General features: G+C 54.2%; 21 protein-coding genes, 1 tRNA gene and 1 pseudogene. 16 read left to right on the plus strand and 7 right to left on the minus strand.

All coding sequences use genetic code 11. The features are described 5' to 3' along the window. Positions 1 to 141, minus strand: a pseudogene (locus tag H6F59_RS13860) (photosystem II D2 protein (photosystem q(a) protein)); the annotation flags it as partial. 519 nt (positions 142 to 660) lie between these two features. Between H6F59_RS13860 and H6F59_RS13865 the strand changes: the two are divergent. The 5 genes from H6F59_RS13865 (at position 661) to H6F59_RS13885 (ending at position 2,548) form a co-directional block, all read left to right on the plus strand. Further along, positions 661 to 936, plus strand: a complete 276-nt coding sequence (locus H6F59_RS13865; protein ID WP_190700864.1) for a hypothetical protein — start codon at positions 661 to 663, stop codon at positions 934 to 936. Between the two features lie 28 nt (positions 937 to 964). Next, entirely contained in the window at positions 965 to 1,654 is a 690-nt protein-coding gene (locus tag H6F59_RS13870; protein WP_190700867.1) for an ABC transporter ATP-binding protein, read from the plus strand. 112 nt (positions 1,655 to 1,766) lie between these two features. After that, on the plus strand, positions 1,767 to 1,994 hold the full coding sequence (locus H6F59_RS13875; RefSeq protein ID WP_073610122.1) for a DNA-directed RNA polymerase subunit omega: 228 nt from the start codon (positions 1,767 to 1,769) through the stop codon (positions 1,992 to 1,994). A gap of 23 nt (positions 1,995 to 2,017) precedes the next feature. Beyond that, positions 2,018 to 2,386: a DUF1818 family protein gene (locus tag H6F59_RS13880; RefSeq protein WP_190700870.1), complete on the plus strand. Its 369-nt coding sequence runs from the start codon at positions 2,018 to 2,020 to the stop codon at positions 2,384 to 2,386. A gap of 88 nt (positions 2,387 to 2,474) precedes the next feature. Beyond that, a tRNA-Pro gene (locus H6F59_RS13885) sits at positions 2,475 to 2,548 on the plus strand. Between the two features lie 183 nt (positions 2,549 to 2,731). Here the strand turns inward: H6F59_RS13885 and H6F59_RS13890 are convergent. After that, positions 2,732 to 3,517, minus strand: a complete 786-nt coding sequence (locus H6F59_RS13890) for an RNA polymerase sigma factor SigF (protein WP_190514884.1) — start codon at positions 3,515 to 3,517, stop codon at positions 2,732 to 2,734. Between the two features lie 336 nt (positions 3,518 to 3,853). Between H6F59_RS13890 and H6F59_RS13895 the strand changes: the two genes are divergently transcribed. Together H6F59_RS13895 and H6F59_RS13900 are read left to right on the plus strand one after the other, a co-directional pair. Beyond that, on the plus strand, positions 3,854 to 4,588 hold the full coding sequence (locus tag H6F59_RS13895; RefSeq protein WP_190700873.1) for an HAD family phosphatase: 735 nt from the start codon (positions 3,854 to 3,856) through the stop codon (positions 4,586 to 4,588). Positions 4,589 to 4,708: 120 nt separating this feature from the next. Then, entirely contained in the window at positions 4,709 to 5,368 is a 660-nt protein-coding gene (locus tag H6F59_RS13900; RefSeq protein ID WP_190700875.1) for an NAD(P)H-dependent oxidoreductase, read from the plus strand. A gap of 18 nt (positions 5,369 to 5,386) precedes the next feature. Here the strand turns inward: H6F59_RS13900 and H6F59_RS13905 are convergent, their stop codons facing one another. The 4 genes from H6F59_RS13905 to H6F59_RS13920 form a co-directional block, all read right to left on the minus strand. Beyond that, positions 5,387 to 5,950 carry an NUDIX hydrolase gene (locus tag H6F59_RS13905; protein WP_190514881.1) on the minus strand — a complete coding sequence of 188 codons (564 nt, stop codon included), beginning with the start codon at positions 5,948 to 5,950 and terminating at the stop codon, positions 5,387 to 5,389. Between the two features lie 62 nt (positions 5,951 to 6,012). Further along, positions 6,013 to 6,516: a 2-amino-4-hydroxy-6-hydroxymethyldihydropteridine diphosphokinase gene (folK, locus tag H6F59_RS13910; protein WP_190700879.1), complete on the minus strand. Its 504-nt coding sequence runs from the start codon at positions 6,514 to 6,516 to the stop codon at positions 6,013 to 6,015. Positions 6,517 to 6,519: 3 nt separating this feature from the next. After that, entirely contained in the window at positions 6,520 to 6,840 is a 321-nt protein-coding gene (gene trxA, locus H6F59_RS13915) for a thioredoxin (protein ID WP_190700883.1), read from the minus strand. A 161-nt stretch (positions 6,841 to 7,001) separates the two neighbouring features. Then, positions 7,002 to 7,862, minus strand: a complete 861-nt coding sequence (locus tag H6F59_RS13920; protein ID WP_190700886.1) for an alpha/beta fold hydrolase — start codon at positions 7,860 to 7,862, stop codon at positions 7,002 to 7,004. 193 nt (positions 7,863 to 8,055) lie between these two features. On the opposite strand from H6F59_RS13920, the gene H6F59_RS13925 reads away from it, so the two are divergent. From H6F59_RS13925 to H6F59_RS13945, 5 genes are all read left to right on the plus strand, one after another. Next, positions 8,056 to 8,835, plus strand: a complete 780-nt coding sequence (locus tag H6F59_RS13925; RefSeq protein ID WP_190700890.1) for a DUF1350 family protein — start codon at positions 8,056 to 8,058, stop codon at positions 8,833 to 8,835. Positions 8,836 to 8,922: 87 nt separating this feature from the next. Then, complete coding sequence (locus H6F59_RS13930; RefSeq protein WP_190700893.1) at positions 8,923 to 9,348, plus strand: anti-sigma regulatory factor; 426 nt, start codon at positions 8,923 to 8,925, stop codon at positions 9,346 to 9,348. Positions 9,349 to 9,374: 26 nt separating this feature from the next. Then, complete coding sequence (locus H6F59_RS13935) at positions 9,375 to 10,196, plus strand: TIGR00297 family protein (RefSeq protein WP_190700896.1); 822 nt, start codon at positions 9,375 to 9,377, stop codon at positions 10,194 to 10,196. A gap of 882 nt (positions 10,197 to 11,078) precedes the next feature. Continuing rightward, the gene (locus H6F59_RS13940) at positions 11,079 to 13,625 is read left to right on the plus strand and encodes an EAL domain-containing protein (protein ID WP_190700901.1); all 2,547 of its coding nucleotides are present in this window, start codon (positions 11,079 to 11,081) and stop codon (positions 13,623 to 13,625) included. A gap of 283 nt (positions 13,626 to 13,908) precedes the next feature. Further along, positions 13,909 to 14,277 (plus strand): co-chaperone YbbN, encoded by a 369-nt coding sequence (locus H6F59_RS13945; RefSeq protein ID WP_190514873.1) that lies wholly within the window; start codon positions 13,909 to 13,911, stop codon positions 14,275 to 14,277. Positions 14,278 to 14,336: 59 nt separating this feature from the next. Here the strand turns inward: H6F59_RS13945 and ribD are convergent, their stop codons facing one another. Then, complete coding sequence (gene ribD / locus H6F59_RS13950) at positions 14,337 to 15,470, minus strand: bifunctional diaminohydroxyphosphoribosylaminopyrimidine deaminase/5-amino-6-(5-phosphoribosylamino)uracil reductase RibD (protein ID WP_313887211.1); 1,134 nt, start codon at positions 15,468 to 15,470, stop codon at positions 14,337 to 14,339. A gap of 126 nt (positions 15,471 to 15,596) precedes the next feature. Between ribD and H6F59_RS13955 the strand changes: the two genes are divergently transcribed. The 4 genes from H6F59_RS13955 to H6F59_RS13970 all read left to right on the plus strand — a co-directional run bounded on the left by H6F59_RS13955 (position 15,597) and on the right by H6F59_RS13970 (position 21,961). After that, positions 15,597 to 16,754, plus strand: a complete 1,158-nt coding sequence (locus tag H6F59_RS13955) for an aminotransferase class I/II-fold pyridoxal phosphate-dependent enzyme (protein WP_190700905.1) — start codon at positions 15,597 to 15,599, stop codon at positions 16,752 to 16,754. 261 nt (positions 16,755 to 17,015) lie between these two features. Continuing rightward, complete coding sequence (locus tag H6F59_RS13960) at positions 17,016 to 18,698, plus strand: AarF/ABC1/UbiB kinase family protein (protein WP_190702082.1); 1,683 nt, start codon at positions 17,016 to 17,018, stop codon at positions 18,696 to 18,698. A 166-nt stretch (positions 18,699 to 18,864) separates the two neighbouring features. Beyond that, the gene (locus H6F59_RS13965) at positions 18,865 to 19,176 is read left to right on the plus strand and encodes a hypothetical protein (protein WP_313887230.1); all 312 of its coding nucleotides are present in this window, start codon (positions 18,865 to 18,867) and stop codon (positions 19,174 to 19,176) included. A gap of 877 nt (positions 19,177 to 20,053) precedes the next feature. After that, positions 20,054 to 21,961 (plus strand): DMT family transporter, encoded by a 1,908-nt coding sequence (locus H6F59_RS13970; RefSeq protein ID WP_242021472.1) that lies wholly within the window; start codon positions 20,054 to 20,056, stop codon positions 21,959 to 21,961. The last annotated feature ends 90 nt before the right edge of the window (positions 21,962 to 22,051 follow it).

A 22,051-nucleotide genomic window follows, 5' to 3' on the forward strand; every position in this document is an offset into this window, starting at 1 on the left:
TCCACCTACGGCCATGAAGGCGCAGGGGAACAGCAAAAGGCCCGACCACCCAATAAACACAAAGCGATCGCGCTTTAGCCAGTCGTCAAGGACGTCGAACCATCCTCGCTCGGCTTGCGCGCGTCCCATTGCTATGGTCATACGCTAATCTCCGTAACTATCTAACAACAAGGTATATACACGGAAGATGATGCCGCTACTTCTAACTCGTCGACAGGTGATTTACTAGGTCAGTCACCTATCCGCGAATTATGAGTAGTGTTTACTATTCTTTACCGTACGTATCATTATAAGGCGTATTTTTAGGAGAGCCCATTGGGGAACCCAGATTATCTTTGTATTTCAACAGTTCTAATAAGTATTTTTGCTTACCTTTTGAGGAAGGAATTTAGGTTGTTCTAGTTCAAGTTTATTCTTTTAGAGTGTTGTAGCTTCGCCTAGGTGTTAAAGGGACAAGCGGCATCTCTTAACTCTATTCGGAGCCATGGCTGTCCGATGCTAGACAGCAAGCTACTAGACATCATCTACACAGGTAGCTCTTTACTCCCGTCAGAGCTGTAGTTGTCGAGTAGGAACCTTTACACTTTATATATAGATAGGCAAACCTAGTTCAAGCCACCTGCGTCTCTAAAAATTCTGTTTACTGAGTAGTAGTCAACCATGTTCACGATCGAGTTAACGCTGAAACATACGCCAATGCCCCTCTCCGTGCAAAAGAAGGAACCCAGTGAGGCACAGGCTCTTTTTGGCTCACTTACAGAGAGCCTACGCAACAACAATGGTCATCTAATCGAAATCACCTGCGACCAACAACCTCACAAACGCATTAGCGTCTTGGGTAGCGAGATTGCGGCCGTCCAAATCTTTGAGAAAAGCGGTACGGCTACAGCATCGGGTCGCCCACCAGGATTCTTCTCCTTAAGTAGCGATCAGTAAGCGATCGCTACTTAAGGAGTCAAGATCAATGCCTGGTAACATTGCTTCAGCTCAAGAGCCTAGTGCCATTTGGGTCAATCAGTTGCAGTTTCAATGGCCATCGGGGCTGTCAGTTCTGCAAAACTGCTCGCTCAAGGTGCAGCCGGGTGAGTTCTGCATGCTGCTAGGCAACAATGGTAGTGGCAAGTCAACCTTGCTAAAGATCCTAGGAGGGCTGCTGAAACCTCAAGGGGGAGAGTGGTTGGTTGAAAAGCCCTTGGGCTTCGTCTTTCAGAACCCCGACCACCAGTTGGTAATGCCCACTGTGGGGGCTGATGTAGCGTTTGGCCTAGTGGATGAGCACCTTCCCTTAGCAGAAATTCGCAATCGGGTTGACGATGCATTGTCCGCCATCAATCTGTTGGAACTCAAACGTCGGCCCATTTATGCCCTCAGCGGCGGGCAAAAGCAGCGGGTGGCAATTGCTGGGGCCATTGCCCGACACTGCCAGGTGCTACTGCTAGATGAGCCTACTGCTCTACTGGATCCCGATAGCCAAATTGATTTGGTGAAACGGGTAAGAAATCTGGTTAAAGAGCGGGGGCTAACAGCTTTATGGGTAACCCACAGACTGGTGGAACTTGACTACTGCGATCGCGCTTTTCTACTGGAGGCAGGACGGGTACTGGACGAAGGCGAGCCGGCTCGCCTTAAGCAGCGGTTACAAAGCCAAGTCTAAATGTCTCCAATGGCTGTCTAGGGTTCAACTCTAGGCGGCCATGCTTAATTGGGGGCGGTGATACCAAAGATTCTTGGTAGAATGAGGGCTTGAGTCATTTATTCAGGTTGTTATGGCTAAGCGCTCCCCTTTCGACAGTACGCAGGTTATGCGACGCACCGAAGACCTGATCCGGGCCGCTTCAAACCGCTACCGCATCACGGTACAAGTAGCTAATCGAGCCCAGCGGAGACGCTTCGAAGACTTTGAAAACTATGAAGACCCCAAGATGAAGCCCGTGCTGCGAGCCATCATCGAGATGTCCGATGAGTTGACCCAGCCTGAGATTATTGGCGAGTAGTAACAGCAAGACCGGCCGCGTTCATGGGTGAGCGGTTTACGAAGGAAGGCAATGGGTGGCGGCTCGGCTGGGACGCCACCGCTCCTAAATACTGCGGGCTATTAGCTGGCTCTAATTGGGCTATAGAGTTAACCAAAACCGAGTTTCGTGCCTTTCGACGGCTAGCGATGGAAATAAGTGAAACTATGCAAGCGATTGCCAGCGAACTTATGGACGATGAACGCGTTACCTGTGAAGCAGAAGCCGATCACCTATGGATAGAAGCAGAAGGCTTTCCAGAAGCCTATGGCATACGGTTTATTCTCAAGTCAGGTCGTCAATGCGAAGGTGAGTGGGACGTGGAGGCGACCCAGCAAATGTTGCAGGCCATCTTTCACCTCACGGTGTTTTAAGGGTTTGCTAGAACAGATTGCAACTTTCTCGGATTTCATCTGGCTATGTACCTCCCTGTGTTATTCTAGTTAAGCACGATTAAAAGACCGGGGCGTAGCGCAGCTTGGTAGCGCACCACTTTGGGGTAGTGGGGGTCGTGGGTTCAAATCCCGCCGCTCCGATATACAAAAAGCCTTGCCAGTTGGCAAGGCTTTTTGCTGTCTAGAATTTCCAGTTTTGGTCTGCCTATCTCTACAGGAGACCTAAGCGGTACACCCTAGAACGGGAAAGCCGTAGATAGTCTCGGACAGACTACCTACGGCGATCGCTCTCGTAACAACTTTAGACTAGGAATCCGGCTTAGACTAGGGATCCGTGCGAAGCTCTTGAGGTTGCAGGTAAGCAATCATTTCGTCGACACCCCGTTGGATGCGTCGGGTGACGGTCATGGGGCTGACGCCGATTTTCTCAGCAACCTCTTTGCGGGACAGACCTTTGAAGAAGACAAACTCAATAGCAGTGCGAGTTTTAGCCTCAAGCTGGTTCAACGCCCGCTGGATTTGTTGACGATCTTCTTCCAAAGCCTGCATGAGTTGATAGTGACTGTCAGGTAGGGTCTCACCTAAGGTGATATTAGAGTCAACCTGCTGGCACACAGTTGCATCAAGGCTGAGGGGAAGGCGATTTTTGTGAGCCATTTTGACTTCGCGCCACTCTTTAACCGGTACACCCAGTGCCTCAGCCATTTCGCTATCGCTGGGGTTGCGGCCTAAAGAGCGCATCAGCTCCATCTGCAATTTTTGAGACTCTTTTTGTAGATCTTGCCAGCGGCGGGGAATCTTAACTGTAGTGCCGCGATCGCGCAGGAAGTGCAGCATCTCACCGCGAATATAGGGTACGGCGAAGGAGCTAAAAGCACAGCCTTGACCAGGGTTAAACCGCTCAATGGCACGAATCAAACCGATGTAGCCAATCTGCTCAAGATCTTCGTAGGGCTCAGAACACTGGTGGCTGACGCGGTGGGCAATTTTGCGCACTAGTCCAGCATTGAGTTGCACCAACCGGTTACGCAGTTGTACAGAGGGAGACTGCTTGTACTGCATCAGCAGTTCCATGCCACGGGAGCGAATTGTCGAAGTTTGAGTAGCCATATCTGCGGGTGTCCTTACGAGAGCGGGTTCGCTGAGAACTGTCCTTATTCTCGGGATTGACACCGATATTCACCATCGTTGATCCACGGTACTCCGGCAGAGGGTCAACGCTAATCTCCGTAATTTTACGGGGCAAGAATCCGTAGTTCGAAGTGCAGCTAAACGCCTTTAATCTAGAGATGATGTTTGGCTGTCATACTGAACTGAACTGATTGGCAATACCTCGAACTCGTTGATCTAAAAGGCCGGAAGAGCCTTCTTTAGCAGCCAAAACCGGGCTAAGCTAGAGGCTGCGTCCAGGACATTACATCTCTTAACATCCCTCCGATTAGATTAATGGCTCTTAAGGCAGTTTTACTCGACTTCAACGGTGTCGTGATTAACGATGAGGCCATCCATGGGCGGTTGATTGAGGAGTTGCTCCTAGAAGAGAATCTTCGACCCAACCCCCAGGATCTGGCGGAATATTGCCTAGGCCGCTCTGATGCCGCTTGTCTCAGTGAGCTACTTACTCGTCAAGGACGAGTGATATCCGAGGGGTACTTAGAAAAATTGCTTGACCGTAAAGCTGCTCGCTACCGAGAAGTACTGACCGCCTTAGATCAACTGCCGCTATATCCAGGCCTCGATGATTTGATTTACCAAATTAGGGCAGCCCAGCTCAAGCTAGCTATTGTATCTGGAGCAAGGCGCGAGGAAATTGAAGCCGTACTGGCGCAGACGGCTTGGGGCAAATATGTGGAGCTGATTGTTTCGTCGGATGATCTGACTATCGGGGTTAGTAAGCCTGCCCCAGATGGATATTTACTCGCCATTGAACGCCTCAATCAGCAGTTTGCCGACTTAGCTCTACAGCCGACAGATTGCCTAGCCATAGAAGATTCCTTCGCTGGTATTGAGGCCGCTAAACGGGCAGGAGTACCCGTACTAGGCGTGGCTCATGTCTACCCGTACCAGATGATTCACCGTCGAGCTACATGGGCGATCGATCATCTCTACGAACTGAGCCTAGACTGGCTGAAACCCTACTACGGATCTGGGCCTGATAGAACCGAACAGGTTTCAGCTTAAATGTGGTCGGTGTTAACGCAGTGGGTAGCTCCGTGACTTAGGATGCCATACAAGAACGTTATCCGCAAAATCCTATCATTCTTGCCTTGAGTCTGCTGTTACTGCACTTCCACAACCGCCATGACACATTCACTTACTACTCCTGACCAGGTTATTCAGCAGTTGAACTGGCGCTATGCTACCAAGCAGTTTGACCCAGGCCGCAAAATTTCTGATGGCACATGGACAGCCCTGGAGCAGAGTCTGGTGCTGTCTCCGTCTTCCTTTGGGCTGCAACCCTGGAAGTTTTTCGTGGTGAGGAACCCGGCCTTGCGTCAGCAGCTGAAAGAACATGCCTGGAGTCAAGCTCAAGTTACCGATGCCTCTCACCTAGTGGTGCTGGCTATTAAGAAAGACGTGGGTACTACGGAGGTTGACCAGTTCGTAGAGCGCATGGCAACGGTGCGCCAGATGCCTGCCGAAACGCTTGATGGCTATGGCAACATGATCAAGGGTTTTTTGGCGGAGCCTCCTTACCCCATCACAATGGACAATTGGGCAACTCGGCAGGTTTATATTGCTTTAGGGTTTTTGATGTACTCTGCGGCCCTCCTCGGGGTCGATACTTGCCCAATGGAAGGCTTTGACCAACATAAGTTTAACGAGCTGCTGCAACTACCCGAGCAGGGCTATTCGGCGGTGGTGCTATGTGCAGTCGGCTATCGTGCCGACGATGACAAATATGCCACCTTACCGAAGGTGCGTTATGCTCCGGAAACCGTACTGGGATACTACGACTAGCCTGGTTTTTTGACTGACTTATAGAGCTGCTAGCTTCTCTAAATAGGGTTTTGCCAGGTAGAAGCTGGCAATAGATTTAGCGTCTACCGCTTCCCCAGCCAAAATTGCTTTCTCGAGCTGGGCAGGGGTAAGCCGCACGACTTCGATATCTTCATCGTCATCGGCGTCAGGAGGCAACTCAATGGCATCTAGGTCAGTTGCTAGAAATGCATAGATAATTTCATCTGAATAGCCAGGGGCCAAAGGAAAGTTGCCAATGGGTAGCCAGGTTTGAGCGCTGTGGCCAATTTCTTCTTGGATCTCTCGACGAATGGTTTCGGCAGGGGATTCATCAGCCTCGATTGTGCCGGCTGGAAACTCTAGCAGTCGCCCAAGCACCGCGAAGCGATACTGACGCACCATAATTAACTCACCACTGGCGGTTACAGGTACAGCTAAGGCCCCGCCAGGATGGCGAATGCATTCCCAGTCGCCTTCTGCTCGGTTTGGCAGGCGCAGGCGATTGACCTCAAAGTTGAACTTGCGACCCTCATAAAACAAGCGCTGCTTGAGCAGTTGAGGAGGCTCTTGACCCAAAGGCATAGGTAACGGCGAAGAAAGGGCGCAGGCGGTCAACCTATTGTAGCGGGCTGAGAGCGCGTAGATTAAGTGAAGCCGCCGATTGGGCCAAGTGGCTGAACTCCAGTAGGGTCAACAGCCTGACGTAGGGAGCGTATCGATTGACCGCTGACAGGATCGCGCCAGTGAGGAGCAATCTCGGCTAGAGGGATAAGTACGAAGGCGCGCTCCCGCAGGCGGGGGTGGGGAACTTGTAAGGCTGGTTCGGTGATAATTGACTGGCCGTAGAACAGCAAATCGAGGTCAAGGGTGCGTGGGCCCCACCGCTCACGACGCACTCGACCGAAGTGCTGTTCTATGACTAGTAGCTGAGTGAGTAGGTCTTGGGCTGAGAGGGAGGTCTCGAGTAGAGCACAGGCATTTAGAATATCGGGTTGAGGGGGGCCGATGGCGACAGTTTTATAAAGGCTCGACTGCGCTATGACATCGATGTAGCGATTTTGATGCAGAGCCGTGAGGGCTTGCTGCAAAGTTTTTCGAGAGTCGCCCAAGTTGCTGCCCAGGGCGATCGCACAGGGTACAACCGTCATGCCTTAGCCCAGATGGGGCTGAAGCTGGGCCACTAGCTGGTCAGCTGGCAGCACGCCTTCGATACGATCTACGGGCTGCCCGGCTTTGAATAACACTAGCGTAGGCAGGGCTGCAATTCGATGTTGAGAGGCAATTTGCGGATATTTATCAGTGTCGATTTTGACAATTTTGAGCTGTCCTTTGAGCTGGCTGCTAACGGTGGTTAGAATGCCTGCCATCATTTGACAAGGGCCACACCATGTAGCATAAAAATCCACTAGCACGGGGCCTGAAGCTCCAGCAAGTAAGTCTTCAAAGCTCTGAAACTGCTGTTTAACCGCCATCACATACTCCTTTGGTAACCCCTATTGGTTAAGCAACAGCGTTGCCCATTTATCTAGGATAAGCTACTGCTTTAGGCACTATTTTATTGTTCTAACTCGTTATCAATTGAGCTGGGCTGCGGGGAAGGATGAATAGCCTTAGCTTGGCCGTCCAAACTTGGCTACACGGCCATCTGACGCAGGAAAATATCGAGAGCGGCGGCGACTTTCTCGGCCCAGTCTTCTTGGGCATAGTGGCCCACTTCTTCTAGGGTTTGTAGTTCACCATTGGGTAGGGTTTGAACGGCGGCCTCAGCTAGACTAACCGGCAGCCAAGGATCCTTTTGACCCCAGAGCACTAGGGTGGGGTGATCCCAATGGGGCAGGGCAGCGGCGATCGCCTGGCTGCTGGCTTCAATGTCCATGCGGCGTACGGTAGTCATCAACGCCCGCCCCACATCAGAGCTTTTTAGGAACGGACGGCGATATACGTCTAAATCAGCGTCATCGATTTGGTAGGGGCCACCGCCTTCTAGGGTGCGATCGACCAGGAGCGGATCTTGGGTGATCATATCGCCAGCTAGGGGTAGGCCCATCTGGCGAATCTTCCAAGGCAATTTGGCACCAGGGCCAATGGGAGCATTGATCATGACCAGGCGATCGACTCGCTCGGGATGCTGGAGGGCATACTGAATGCCGACGGCACCGAGGAATCCCTGGGCCACTAGATGCACCTGGGGTAGCTCTAGGGCGTCGATAAAACCACCCAAGGCGGAGGCCAAGGCAGCGGGGGTGTAGTCAAAGTCGCGGCGATCGGGCTTATCGGAAAAGCCGTGGCCAAGCCAATCGGGGGCGATCGCTCGAAATCCCCGCTGAGCCAGGGTGGGCATGACCTGCCGCCAGCTGTAGCTTTGAGATACCAGACCGTGGAGCAGCAACACCGGCAGCCGGGAGGAATCGCCCAGGGGCTGAAGGTCGCGGTAGAACCAGGTCAACCCGTTGACCGACACCGTGCGCTCTGCGATCGCAGCATCTTGACTCATAGCCTTTCCTTAACCCAGCCCACCGAGCTTACCGCCCCACGGAATTGGAATGCAACAGCGGTAACTTAGCCAGGCCAGTCTCCCCAACTCAGCAGCGGTGATACCGCCACTGCCCCAAACTGGCTACAGTAATAAATAGAGAGGGATCCCCCTCCACTGTAATCTTGGGCAAAGGCTACCACTACAAAGCAAAATGAACTGGCAAGAGGTCTCCGGTAACTGGATTTTAGTGCCGCCTAACCCCACGGCGATCGTGCATTTTTTGGGGGGAGCATTTGTGGCAGCTGCCCCCAGTGTCACCTACCAATGGCTGCTAGAAAATCTGGCTCGGCAGGGTTATTTGGTGGTAGCAACGCCCTTTATCAACACCTTTGACCATGCAGCTATTGCCCAGGAAGTGCTGGTCACCTTCGGTCAAGCGCTGCGGTATCTCGACAAGCGAGGGCTAGCTGACTACCGGATGCCCATTTACGGCCTAGGGCACAGCATGGGCTGCAAAGTCCATTTGCTGATCAACAGCCTGTGGGAGGTAGAGCGCGCTGGCAATATGTATATGAGTTTCAATAACTACCCGGCCCGGCGAGCGATTCCCTTTTTAGAGCAGGTGGTGCAGTTTAACCCTGCCTTCAATATGGAATTTACCCCCGACCCTGAGGCTACTCTGGCTTTGGTGCGCGATCGCTATCCCGTGTCCCATAATCTACTCATTAAATTTCGCAGCGATACTATCGACCAAACCCGTCCCTTGTCGGAGGTGCTGGTGCGGCGGTTTCCCCAGTCCACTACAGTTCAAATTTTGCAAGGTTCTCACACCACCCCCATTGCCCAAGAGCTAAGCTGGCAGCCAGGAGAAGCCTTCAGCCCCCTCGATGCTTTGGGGCAATTTATGCGCCAGGAGTTTTATCGAGACCTGACTCACCTACGCCACCATTTGCTGACCTGGCTTAATCCTTCGGGTGTAATGGGTCGATAGGCGATGTAAAACTCTTGCCCTTAAGGCTTTTGCCAGGGTGGGGTTAGGCCTATGATGCAAAGGTGAGCTATCTAGCCGTTGACTGCTTTGACTTACCAGCACACTAGCCAGATTGAAACCCAAACCGATCCAACGGCGCTAAAGTCAGTACTGGCGTGGTTTGACCAGTTTCAAGCAACGCCTATCCCCCACAATATTTGGCTTCAGTGTCAGCTCGCTCTAATTGAGGGATTCACCAACGCGGTGCGCCATGCCCACGCCGGACTGCCCCTAGAAACCCCCGTTGGCATTGAAGTGTCGGTAAGCGATCGCACTATCGATATTCGCATTTGGGATCGCGGCCCCGGATTCGATTTGGCCTCAATGCTGAGGCACAAAATTAGCGTCAACACCCCTGACTCAGAGGGAGGACGGGGACTGAAGATCATGTATCTCGTCGCCGATCGCCTCACCTATGAACCTGCCCCCAACCAGGGGAACTGTCTACATCTGCACAAGACCTTTGCCCTATAGGATAACAATGCCTCTAGAGTGACACTATGGCTCTATCTGAAGTTTTCCTAGCGCTAACCCCATCTGTTCAAGGCTCCGGCCAGCTAACCGACTGGCTCATAGGCGGGCTGGTAAATACCTTGCTGCTGGCGATCGCCTGGCAGTTACCCAAAAAGCTGCTAACCCCCGCAGGCTACTGCCACGCCTGGGTGCTAGGGGTAATCATTTGGGGCTGTCTAGGCTGGCGAGGCTACATCGTGATGATTACTTACTTTCTGGCCGGGACAGCGGTTACCCGCTTAGGTAAAAGCCGCAAGGAGGCGGCCGGCATTGCCGAGGGGCGATCGGGGGTGAGAGGGCCAGAGAATGTATGGGGCTCTGCCCTAGCGGCGGCGGTCTGTGCTGGGGCGATTGCAATTCTCAGCGTAACCGCTAGCCCTGCCAGCCAAGCCCTCTGGCTGCCCTTGCTGGCGCTGGCCTACGTCAGCAGCCTCAGCACCAAACTCTCCGACACCACCGCCAGTGAGGTGGGCAAAGCCTACGGTCGCCATACCTTTCTGATTACCTCGCTCAAGCCAGTACCAGCTGGGACCGAAGGAGCCGTTAGCTTAGAGGGCACCCTAGCTGGAGTAGCTGGGTCGGTGGTGATGGCGCTGGTGGGCTGGGCCGTGGGGTTTCTTAACCTCTGGGGCATCATCATTTGTCTGGTGGCGGCCTTTGTAGCAACCACTGTAGAAAGTCTCATTGGAGCCACACTGCAAACCCGCATACCGTGGTTAACCAATGAAGTCGTCAACGGTATGAACACTACTCTTGGTGCCCTGATTGGACTCTTGTTGGGCTTAGCAGTGGCACAGATAAACCAGTGATGGCGATCGCGGCTAGAATTCCGTAGGTTTACAGATGATTTGTTTAAACTTCCTGCTGGGGGCATCAGACTAAGACGCTACCCCTCCCACAGGCATCTACCGAAATCCGGAAAGTTTTAGGAATTTTTATACAATCCTCACAAACTTTTGTCTTGAGTTTGGAAAAGTTCCGTGAATTTTCGTAATCCTAAATTCCGTGGGTCCTCTGTCGATGGTCACCGCCAGCTTCAGCCTTAATAGATTTAGGCTGGAGCTATGTTGTAGAGCAGGCCTAAGTCATCAATGTTGTTTAGGGAGCGTCTAACCCTCAGGTTATTTATATACCTGAGGACACAACGATAACTGTTATGCAAACTTCACTAGAGCACACGGTTCGTTCTTACCCCTCGGTTCTTGCTATTGGAGCGATATCGCTAGCTATTTTGATCGTTTTTCAAGCCCTCGACACAGGGTCAGCAGCTAGCGCCAAAAGCCGAGACGAATTTCCAGGCCGACGCCAGGGTGGCGGCACCCACTGGGTGACTCCGATGCAACCTAGCGACAACTAGTGCAGAACAATCGCCCCGTGCCATCTATGGCGACGGCGGAGGCACATTAGCAATAGAGATATTGAAATCAAATATCAATCAAAGGCGGCAGTCCCTATATTTGGGACTGCCGCCTTTGACTTGTATTACAAAAGCCAAAGCCATCATCACCATCAGCCTTTGTTAGGCTACAGGGGCGATCGCAAGCAACTACCCGACAAGAGCTACACAGATCGATCTGGGCATGCTTAACAAATGTCCTTCACCTCAGTTGGCGTTCTAAGGTTAGGGCACTGGGTGTGCTACCTGAGAGATTCTTCGTCATTTAGTTTCTGTCTTCAAAGGCCCAGCGATTGTGAAAGCGACGCTCAACAGAATAAACCACCGACTGCGGCGCCGGGTGGTTCCCCAAGTGCTTCACTGGTGGGGAGCGACCCCACTGACCACCGGAGGCAAGATTGTACTGTTGGCCAGTTTAGTGGCCAGTGCCCTAGTGACCAGCGCCAAAGTATTGACCGTTTTAGAACCGGCTGAGCTCTTTCTCTTCGACCATCTGGTGCGAACGCGCCCTAGCCAAGACCTCGACCCTCGCATGACAATTGTGGGCATTACCGAGGCAGATATTCGCCAGTACGGCTGGCCCCTCAGTGACGAGCTATTAGCCGATGTCATTCAAACTCTGCAAGTTCATACCCCAAGGGTGATAGGGCTAGACCTCTACCGCAGCACGCTGAGTCCGTCTGGGTCGGCTGACCTGATCGAAGCCTTAGCCGCCCCCAACCTGATGGCCATTATGAATGTGGGCAGTACCCAGGGCCAGGGCGAAGTGCCTCCTCCGCCCACCGTTGAGCCAGAGCGGGTCGGCTTCAACGATTTTCCCATCGATTCTGACGGCATTATCCGCCGCAACTTGGTTTTCGTGCGCAGTCCTGACGGTGGCTACTATTCCTTCGCCCTGCGGGTAGTTATGGCCTACGAGGGCTATGCATCCGAGGCTTTAACTGCTGAGGCAAATCACCTCTACCTGGGCGATCGGGCTATTCCAGTGCTCTCTGCCCGCGATGGTGGCTACCAAAACGTAGACAGCAGAGGCTACCAAATTTTGCTGCGCTATCACGCTGACCAGATGCCAGCTCGCCACATCTCCATTAGCCAAGTACTCAGCAAGCAGTTTGATCCAGCCTGGATTGACGATAATATTGTCCTCATTGGCACCACCGCCGCCAGCCTCAAAGACCGCTTCTACACACCCTTCAGCTTCGATCAAGACGGCGAACCGACCATGCCTGGGGTAGTCATCCACGGGCAGATGGTGCGCCAGCTGCTTGATATTCTTACCGGACAGCCCGCCAGCTACCGATTTCTGCCGCCCTGGGCCGAAGGATTTTGGCTTTGGAGCTGGTGTTTAGCCGCCAGCACCCTAGTTTGGGTCGTTAAGGGCCCTAGCGAGCTGCTGCTGACCTCCGGACTACTCTTGGGAGGCCTAGGAGTAGTTGGCTGGCTAGGGGTTAATGGATTAGTGTGGCTCCCCCTAGCCGAGCCGGCCTTAGGAATGGTAACTGCAGCAGCAGTGGTTTTAGCTTACAAGCTGCTCTACCGCACCACCCATGACTCCCTCACCGGCCTGCCCAACCGTGAAGCCTTTATCAATACTATTCAGCAGGCTCTCTACCACCGACAAAATCCCGATCAGCCTGTGATAGTGGCGTTTATGGGTATCGATCGCTTCAAAGTAATCAACGAAAGTCTGGGGCACCAGGTGGGTGACGAGGTGCTGCAAATGATGGCTGGGCGACTGGTGCAGCACATACCTCCGGAGGCTCAAGTAGCCCGGGTAGGAGGCGATGAGTTTGCCCTGCTACTCACTCAGCTCTCTAGCACCGCTGCTGGAGAACTGATGGATCAGCTCCAATACGTCCTTTCAGAACCTCTCACCCTGCATGGCCAAAAATTGCCCAGCACCCTCAGCATTGGGGTAGCTATCAGCCAGCCGGGGTTAGAGCACAAACCGGCCGATCTGCTGCGCGACGCCCATACCGCCATGTACCGAGCCAAGGCCTTGGGCAAGTCGCGATTTGAGGTATTTGCTGCTGGCATGCTAACCGAAGCAGTCAACCGCCTTCAGCTCGAAAGCGACTTAATTAGCGCTCTTGACAACCACGAGTTTTTGCTTTACTACCAGCCAATCATCAATCTCAAAACGGGAGCACTGGCTGGATTTGAAGCTCTAGTGCGATGGCACCAGAAAGATCGAGGCTTTGTTCTGCCCAGTGCATTCATTCCAGCAGCAGAGGAAACCGGACTAATCATGGCCTTAGGGCAGTGGATTTTTCGCGAGGCCTGTCAGCAACTGCACCAGTGGCACACCTTACTGCCCCAATATCGCCACCTGACTATGAGCATCAATCTCTCTAATCGTCAGTTTGGTCAAACTGATCTGGTCAGTCAAATCGAAGCCGCCTTAAAAGAAACTCAGGTTGACGGCCACTGCATTCGACTCGAAATTACCGAGAGCATGGTGATGGGCGATGTGGATGCTGCGATCGACCTGATGCTCAAGCTCAAGTCTTTAGACCTAAAGCTGGCTATTGATGACTTTGGGACTGGCTATTCGTCCCTCAGCTATTTGCACCGATTTCCTATGGATACTCTGAAGGTGGATAAGTCCTTCGTAGGGCGCTTAGAGAAAAGCAACGAAGATCGAGCCATTATCAACACTATCTTGACCCTCGGGCAAAAACTTGGCATGGAGGTGGTGGCTGAGGGAGTAGAAACCGCCACCCAGGTCGCCATGCTACAGCAGGAGGGATGCGACTATGGTCAGGGCTATTTTTTTGCCAAGCCTTTACCGGCCGATGAGGCTTTGAACTTACTCCGGCAGCACCAGCCCCTTGGGTGCTAAATCTTTGGCTTGGGGGTCATACTACCTCCCAGATCTTAGATAGAGCAGCTACTTACAACTGCTCCATGACGTAAACCAGCGGCCGCTTCTATTGCCAAAGCCCTGTGTTGGGGCTTTGGCAGAATCCTTATTCTGACCTATTAACTTCCATTCTCAACTGGTCTACAATGATCCCGATAGCAACCGCATATTTTCCTTCAACTTCAACAAAAACATATTTGTTCAGCGGTTCCGCTCAGGAATCGGCCTGGAGAGTTAGTTAAATTCCTTCATTGATTTATAGATGCCGATGTCTGTTGGCGAAGCCACGTTTAGAACAGCTGTGCTTGAGTCAGAACTCCCCGTACTGGTTCATTTTTGGGCTCCTTGGTGTGGGCTCTGCAAGCTCATTATCCCAGTGTTGCAAAGCTTTCAGGCTGAGTGGGAGGGCCATATTAAGCTAGTCGATGTTAATGCCGATGAAAACTTGCGTCTAGCCAACGCTTACCGGCTCTCAAACCTGCCGACGCTGCTGATATTTGAGCAGGGCGAGGTGCGTCAACGAGTAGAGTCATTTCGCGGCAAGGATGATCTACGGCTGGTACTTGACGCCTTTATGCGCAAACGAGAGTTGACCTACGATATTCCCCGACTGGTACGTATCTATCCCTAGCCCTCAATGACAGAACAGTGCTCCATCCAGCTGTAGCAGTCTGCTTTGATGTTGTCGGGCTAACTGTCAGCAGGCAGGTCCAAATAGCCCTCTAACAGCAGATCATCTCCTAGGAGACGCCAACTAGTGCGCTTCAAGGCCAGGGCCTGACCCATGTTCTGAAGGCCCAAGTCACCAATAGGGCTTGGGGCAGCTACACCGCCTATCAGCTTAGGAGCCACAAAGGCCCAAAGCTTATCGATGACGCCATCTCGGATAGCCTGGGCTGCCAGAAAGCCGCCGCATTCCCACAGCACTGTGGCGCAGCCGCGCTGGTAAAGGTGCTCCGTGACTAACCGAGGGGCGAGTGCCGGTAGCGTGACGACATCTACTCCCCTGGTGGCTAAAGCCTGTCGATGTGCTGGGTCGGCATCAGGTCCAGTAAAAACTGTAGTTGGTGCGTCTTCCGTACGCCACAGGTTGGCCTCAGGGGGAAGTTCGAGGCGCCGGCTCATGACAACCCGCAGAGGGTTATGGGGGCTATGACCATGGCTAGTTAAGCGAGGGTTGTCGTGACGAACGGTGTTGCCGCCAACAACTACCGCATCGCAGGTGGCGCGCAGCTGGTGTACGGCAGCGCGAGCTGTGGGCCCTGTTACCCAAGCACTGTGGCCGCTGACGGCGGCAATCTTGCCGTCTAAGGTCATGGCATACTTCAGCAGGCCTAGGGGGCGCTGGCGAGTTATTCGCTGCACGAAGGCCTCATTGAGTTGTCGGCAGGCTTCTTCTTCAACTCCAACGATGACCTCAAGACCGGCCTGGCGAAGCCGCTGAATGCCTGAGCCCGACACCCTGGGATCGGGATCGACCATCCCGACGCATACCCGACGCACACCCGCTCGGATCACCGCTTCTGTACAGGGGGGAGTGCGCCCAGTGTGATTACAGGGTTCTAGGTTGACATAGAGGGTGGCGTCTTGGGCACGGGCTCCGGCCTGAGCTAGGGCAAACACCTCAGCGTGGGGTTGCCCAGCTTGTGGATGAAAACCTTCTCCAACCACTAAACCCTGCTGCAATACCACACACCCCACCATTGGATTAGGAGCTGTTTGACCGGCCGCGAGCCGAGCCAGTTCTAGGCAGCGCTGCATCCAACGAGTGTGCTCGTCTCTGGGGATAGACGAGCCAGTAGAAGTAAGAGATGAATCGAGCACGGGAAACTCCTAGACCACAGGGCCATGGGTAGATTGGGCAGGGGCAGCGATCGCCCTTTAGGCAGCACCTAACACGGCCGTGGGGTTAGGGTAAACTAGGCCTATCCACTAGGTGAGTGTGAGCGAGTGAGTGTAATTCCTCCTGTTGATCTTACGGAGCAGTTTCGAGCAATTCAATCTGATGTGAATGCTGCCGTGGCCGAGGTGCTAGCCTCTGGACAATACATCAATGGACCTGTCGTCGAAACCTTTACCCAAGCCTTTGGAGACTATGTAGGCACGAAGCACTGTATTGGGTGCAACTCTGGCACGGACGCTTTGTACCTGGCTTTGCGGGCTTTGAACATTGGCCCTGGCGATGAGGTAATTACTTCGCCCTTTACGTTTATTGCCACCGCGGAAGCGATTAGTGCCGTGGGGGCAACGCCAGTGTTTGTCGATATTGACCTCGACACCTTCAATATAGATGTGGCCAAAATTGAGGCCGCTGTTAGCGATCGCACCCGGGCCATTATGCCCGTGCACCTGTTTGGTCGACCCGTAGATATGGGGCCAATCATGGATTTAGCTGCCCGCTACGACCTCACGATGATCGAAGACTGTGCCCAAGCCACTGGCGCGGAGTGGATGGGGCAGCAGGTCGGTCGGATTGGGCAAGTGGGCTGCTTTAGCTTCTTTCCCACAAAAAACTTGGGGGGCTGTGGCGACGGCGGGGCCCTGACGACCAACGACGACAATCTAGCTGCTACTGCCCGGATGCTGAGTGAACACGGCAGTCGGGTGAAGTATCACCACGAGGCCATTGGCGTTAACAGCCGTCTCGACTCGGTGCAGGCCGCAATTTTGGCCATTAAACTACGCCACCTCGATCGCTGGAACCAGCAGCGATCGCAGGTAGCCGATCGCTACTACCACCTGCTAGCTTCAGTCACCGAAGTCGTGCGACCTCTGCCTGTAACCTTTGGCCGCTCGGTGTGGAACCAGTACACTCTGCGTCTACCCCAGGCCACCGCTGAAGGCCAAGAGCGCAACCAGGTACAGCAGCTGATGCGAGAGGCCGGAGTGATCTGCATGGTGTACTACCCACTGCCTCTGCACCTACAGCCCGTTTACCGTAGCCTGGGTTATCAGCCAGGCGATCTTCCCCAGGCAGAAGCTGCGGCCCAGCAGGTGTTGTCATTGCCCATGTTCCCCGAACTGGGGGAAGCGGCTCAGGATCAGGTGGTGCAAACGTTAAAATCTGTGTTGGCCGAGGTAGGACTTAAGGCTGCCCAGTACTGCTAACCCCGCTGCCACAATCTACTGGCCAAAATTCCGACGAGCCTTTGAATCTCTCACTGGGCTTAGTCGGATTTGTTTGTAGTTTTATATACTATATTTAAGGTAGATTAACCCAGCTTAGGGGTTCTCGATCGCCGCTTGTCTCAACGTGCTATTTGCCCGTTGATGGCATTCCTAAACCAGCGATAGCCCCACCCGCTAGGGCAGCACCGCACAGTAATGTAAGGGGCAGGTGGCATAGTGGCAACGACAGATCCGGCTTTGATGGGCACCTACGATGCAGCGGCGATCGCTCGCTACTTTCGCTGGCGGGTGGGCACCCTGGCCTGGAGAGTTTTACAAATTTTGTGGTGGTTAGGCACCTTCGTGCTAGGCCTGCAGATGGATCAATGGTTCGGCCGGGAAGAGCAAAATCGCCCTCGCCGAGCCATTCAGCTGCGTCAGGTACTGACCAATTTGGGGCCAACGTTCATTAAGGTGGGTCAGGCGCTTTCTACCCGGCCCGACCTGGTGCGGCAAGACTTTCTCGACGAGCTCACCAAGCTGCAAGACCAGCTGCCGCCTTTTCCCACCGTCAAGGCAATGGCGATTGTCGAGGCAGAACTCAACTACAGCCCCGAAGAAATTTTTAGCAATCTATCGGCTCTGCCGGTGGCCGCAGCTAGCCTGGGGCAGGTCTATCGGGGGCGGCTGTTTACCGGGGAGGAGGTTGCTGTCAAGGTGCAGCGGCCTTACCTACGGCCGGTGCTGTGCCGCGACCTTTATTTGATGCGCTGGGCCGCGCGCTGGCTGGGCAACTTTTTACCGCTCAACCTAGGGCACGATCTGACTCTGATTGTGGATGAGTTTGGCACCAAGCTGTTTGAGGAAATTGACTACCTCAACGAAGGTCGCAACGCCGAGCGATTTGCCGCCAATTTCAAAGATGATCCCACGGTCAAAGTGCCCGTTATCTACTGGCCCTACTGTAGTCAGCGGGTACTCACCCTTGAGTGGATCGACGGCTGTAAGCTCACCGACACGGTCTCGCTCAAGGAGGACGACCTTGACCCCGATCGCCTGATCGAGATTGGCGTGACAGCAGGGTTGCGCCAGCTGCTGGAGTTTGGTTTTTTCCACGCTGACCCTCACCCCGGCAACCTGTTTGCCCTAGCCGATGGGCGCATGGCCTACATCGACTTCGGCATGATGGATCAGCTTGACCAGGTCACGAAAGAGACCCTGGTGGACGCGGTCGTACACTTGATCAATCAAGACTTTGACAGCCTGGGACGAGACTTCGTCAAGCTGGGTTTTCTCACGCCTGAAACCGACCTCGGCCCGATCATTCCTGCCCTCCAGCGCGTGTTGGGCAGCGCCCTAGGCTCTAAGGTGGGCGATTTCAACTTCAAGACCGTCACCGATCAGTTTTCAGAGCTGATGTACGAGTACCCCTTCCGGGTACCGGCCAAGTTTGCCCTGATCATTCGCTCGCTGGTCACCCAGGAGGGTTTGGCTTTAAGCCTCAACCCCAACTTCAAAATTATCAATGTGGCCTATCCCTATGTGGCCCGTCGCCTGCTGGTGGGTGAAACCCCGGCCCTGCGTCAGCGTCTGCTGGAGGTGTTGTTTCAGGACGGCCAGCTCCAATGGCAGCGGCTGGAAAACATGCTGGCGATCGCCCAGGGAGATACCGGCTTCGATCTGCTGCCCACGGCGGGGATGGGCATTCGCTACCTGATGTCTGAGGAAGGGATGCACCTGCGCCAGATGATTGTGCTGGCCCTGACGGAGGACGACCGGCTGCATACCCAAGAGGTGCAGCGGCTGTGGTCGTTGGTGAAGGACGATATTACCCTTGACCGTGTGCTGGGTGTGGCCTGGGGAGCGCTGACCAGCTATTCCCTGGAGCGGGCAGAGCAGCTGGTACCAGTGGTTGGCGATCTGCGCCAGGTGCTGAAATCTTAGTCCTGTCGAAAGCGCAGCTGCTTAGTCAGCGGTGAATGGGTGAGGGAGTGAGAGGTAGGGGCAGCTCTCCCCTATAATCTGGAAAAGTAAACTATTGTTTCGTTTTCCTAAATCCGTGTACCCACAACCGCCCTACGTTTTGTTTTTTGCTGGTTTTTTGGCCGCTGTGACTTCGGGCTATGCCTTTAGCACCGCTTTGCAGCAGTCGGTTAACGAATGGAACAGCAAACGCTCCACCCGCATTCTGGCCACCATGCGCGGTCCTCAGCTGCAAATTCCTTTTTTTGGCATCTGTGCCGGGGTCTGCGTTTTTTTGGCTTCAGGCATTGAGCTGTTTGGCTTTTCGGCTAAGGCCGCCTACGCCATGGGGGTACCGATGACCCTGCTCAGCGGTCTGCTGATCTGGTCACAGCTGGGCAAAATTTTGGTGCTGATTGAAGAAGGCGGCTCTAAGGCCCTGGACCTAGACATGTTTTAGGGGGTTTAGCCCTAGCTATCAACGCGATCGCAGTGCGCTAGGTTGCTAAGCCTGGCCTCACTTGGGGTAGGGTGACCATCACCTCAATGTCAATAGCAGCGGCGATGGTAAGCTGCCCTTGGTTGACTTCTACGATGCGTTTGGCAATTATCAATCTTAAGTCACTCGCCGCAACAGCTGCCCAAAGAATTTGACCCCAGTAGCACCGGGTTAAACGGTTCGCGCGCCTCATGGACAATCATGGTGGCCACCTCGCCAACTTCGGCCAGGCGGACTTGAACTGCCTTGGAGGCTCTGCGATCGCTTATCTTCCGGCCAAGAGTAGCTTGTAGCGTTTGTCAGTCAAAACCACCAGCCTGAGGGACATCTCAAACTAGCGCGATCGGGCAGCTCACCCTGCTCGATCGCGGCTAGATGAAGTTGAGGATCTCACCAAAACCGCCCGCTTGGGTGCCATTGAGGTCGCAGAGCACCTCACCGAGAATCACCTGGGTGGTTTGGCTATTTTAGCGGTAGCCGTTCAGCATATTGTCCCTGAGAACAGCCAAGGTATCTTCATCCAGTCGCCCATAGGCCTGGGTGGTAGATGGGAAACACAGATAATTGAGCAGTCCCCTCTCCGGCCGCATCACTGAGAGCACTAGAATTACGCCCAATCACGACAACTCACAAAACCGGGTAGGCAATACGTTAGACAGCCTGGCCGTTAAGAAATCACCGAGAGATTGTAGTGTTGGGCAAGGTCGGGTCATTCTAAATCTGGCGATACTAGAGATCTTTTTGGATTTTTTGAGCACAATACTAGCATTCGCGCCGGGGCAGCCTGTAAAGTTGCCCGCCGACCGTAGCTGATGACCGCACCCTGAGAGACATACCCATGGGGCCCTCTGACCATCTACCCAATTTCGCCACTTCCCAGTCTGAGCCTCAGTCGGCTGAGGCTATTTTGCGGATCTTGGGCCATGACCTCGAGACCCTACGCCACCAGGTCTCAGGCTATCTATCAGAGGACATCGCCCATCTCCAGGCCAAAAAGCAGCGGCTGATGGCCGACATCGAGGCTCTGGAGGGAGATTTTGAAACCCTTCAGGCACAGCATCGGCAGTTGCAAACTACCTATGCCGAGGGGTTGAGCCAGCAGCAAATTGCCCAGCAGCAGGCTTGGGCCAAACGCCTGGCGATCGCCCTAGCCACCCACCTGCAAGGACGGCTCGAAACCGCCCTGACCAACACTCACCCCAACGCCCTTCAGTCCGCCCCCTACGAGGCCGCAATTCCTCCTTTGGCTAATGCTAGTCAGCGCTTGGCCGCCCTCGACGCAACGATCCAAAGCACCCTGGCCTCTCTACAACATGATCTGACTAGCTATCAGAGCAACATCTCTCAACAACTCAGCCGGATGCAGAGTGTTGAACAGCAGGGGGAAGCCATCTTAGAAGCCCTGGTCGCTCGGCTGAGCCAGCAGCTGCAAAGCCAAATGGTGCCGCCCTCAGGAACTACTGCCCCTAACCGTAACGGCCATAGCACTCTGCCCCCCAAGCCCGGCAGCTTAACAGAACCGGCACTGCCCCCTAATCCCTACCGAGGGCTCCAGTCCGACCCAAGCTACCCAGGGTCAGAATCTACGCCCCATAGCTACACCTCACCCTCGCAATCCATCGCGCAGCACCCCTCAGCAGCTTTGCTGCGATCGCAGCCCAACCCCGCAGAGACTGCGCCCTCGGAGACCAGTCGCCGCTCCTCCCCCACCGATCTCCAGCTAGGGTTGCTGATGGTGGTGCTCTCGACGTTGTCCCTGTCATTACACAACGTCATTGTGGGCGTAATCGGCTACGGCGGACAGCTGCTGGGGCGCATTCCCATGGCAGAGGTTTTGTCCTTAACGATTCCTAACTCGCTGCTGCTGCTGTGGTTGCGCATGGTGGTAGTCGTACCCCTGCTGGCGCTGGTAGCTCCCCGCCTCTATCCCAACGTCGGCAACGATATACGCCAAATCTTCCATCGCGATCAAAGGCGTCCCCTGGTACAAGTAATCGCCAGCGGCTTCTTCTTATTTTTGTCGCAGGTGCTGATCTACAAAGCGATCGCCGACGTCGGCCCCGGCGTAGCGGTGACGCTGCTGTTTATGTATCCACTGATCACGGTGCCGCTGGCCTGGTTCTTGTTCGGCGATCGCCCCACACCCCTGCGCCTAGTGGTGATGTTTGCCATCACCATGGGAATTGTATTCACCGCCTTGCCCCGGATCTACACCGACCTCAGCGGCAACGGCGTATCGCTGTGGGGGGTAGGGGCTGCACTGCTGGCTAGCGTTGCCTTTTCGCTATTTTTGATAGCCATGCAGCTGTGCTTTAAGCGGCTGCACCCAGTCTCGGCAAGTCTGCTTCAGTTTTCAACCATCTTTATTCTCACCAGTGTGATTTTGATCGTGGGGTCTTTCTTTGGCCTCGACCCTGGTGCACCCACTCGTCCCCTCGGCCTCTATGTCGGAGCTGGGCTGCTGGGGCTGCTAACGCTGCTGGGCTACCTCTTCAACAACTACGGCGTCAAATTGCTTGGGGCGTCTCAAGCCTCAATTGTGGCCGCCAGCGGGCCGGTGGCGACCGCTATTTTGGCCTACTTAATTACCCCTGGCGAAAAGTCAGCGCTGCTGTTTATCCAGTGGATGGGCGTAATCTTGGTCACCCTAGGGGTGATTTCTTTAAGTTTAGAACGACTGGCCAGCCAGCGACGCCAGGCCAAACGACGCAGTGCCGTGCCCCCCAATACCGGGCAATGGCCCTAGCTCAGCAGCAGCTCAAAGCACACCAGGCAGAATTCAGCGCGAGCACAACCGCCGGTTCTAAAAACTGGCGGTTGTGAGGCTTGACCACGC

The sequence above is a fragment of the Nodosilinea sp. FACHB-141 genome, assembly GCF_014696135.1.
GTDB lineage: Bacteria > Cyanobacteriota > Cyanobacteriia > Phormidesmidales > Phormidesmidaceae > Nodosilinea.

Excerpts from the sequence above, each read along its gene's own strand:
- H6F59_RS13945 (WP_190514873.1), top strand. The coding sequence starts at position 13,909 with ATGCCGATGTCTGTTGGCGAAGCCACGTTTAGAACAGCTGTGCTTGAG.
- H6F59_RS13920 (WP_190700886.1), bottom strand. The coding sequence starts at position 7,862 with ATGAGTCAAGATGCTGCGATCGCAGAGCGCACGGTGTCGGTCAACGGG.
- trxA (WP_190700883.1), bottom strand. The coding sequence starts at position 6,840 with ATGGCGGTTAAACAGCAGTTTCAGAGCTTTGAAGACTTACTTGCTGGA.
- H6F59_RS13900 (WP_190700875.1), top strand. The coding sequence starts at position 4,709 with ATGACACATTCACTTACTACTCCTGACCAGGTTATTCAGCAGTTGAAC.
- H6F59_RS13880 (WP_190700870.1), top strand. The coding sequence starts at position 2,018 with ATGGGTGAGCGGTTTACGAAGGAAGGCAATGGGTGGCGGCTCGGCTGG.
- H6F59_RS13890 (WP_190514884.1), bottom strand. The coding sequence starts at position 3,517 with ATGGCTACTCAAACTTCGACAATTCGCTCCCGTGGCATGGAACTGCTG.
- H6F59_RS13870 (WP_190700867.1), top strand. The coding sequence starts at position 965 with ATGCCTGGTAACATTGCTTCAGCTCAAGAGCCTAGTGCCATTTGGGTC.
- H6F59_RS13875 (WP_073610122.1), top strand. The coding sequence starts at position 1,767 with ATGGCTAAGCGCTCCCCTTTCGACAGTACGCAGGTTATGCGACGCACC.
- H6F59_RS13905 (WP_190514881.1), bottom strand. The coding sequence starts at position 5,950 with ATGCCTTTGGGTCAAGAGCCTCCTCAACTGCTCAAGCAGCGCTTGTTT.
- H6F59_RS13925 (WP_190700890.1), top strand. The coding sequence starts at position 8,056 with ATGAACTGGCAAGAGGTCTCCGGTAACTGGATTTTAGTGCCGCCTAAC.
- H6F59_RS13935 (WP_190700896.1), top strand. The coding sequence starts at position 9,375 with ATGGCTCTATCTGAAGTTTTCCTAGCGCTAACCCCATCTGTTCAAGGC.
- H6F59_RS13960 (WP_190702082.1), top strand. The coding sequence starts at position 17,016 with ATGGGCACCTACGATGCAGCGGCGATCGCTCGCTACTTTCGCTGGCGG.
- H6F59_RS13895 (WP_190700873.1), top strand. The coding sequence starts at position 3,854 with ATGGCTCTTAAGGCAGTTTTACTCGACTTCAACGGTGTCGTGATTAAC.
- H6F59_RS13865 (WP_190700864.1), top strand. The coding sequence starts at position 661 with ATGTTCACGATCGAGTTAACGCTGAAACATACGCCAATGCCCCTCTCC.
- folK (WP_190700879.1), bottom strand. The coding sequence starts at position 6,516 with ATGACGGTTGTACCCTGTGCGATCGCCCTGGGCAGCAACTTGGGCGAC.
- H6F59_RS13970 (WP_242021472.1), top strand. The coding sequence starts at position 20,054 with ATGGGGCCCTCTGACCATCTACCCAATTTCGCCACTTCCCAGTCTGAG.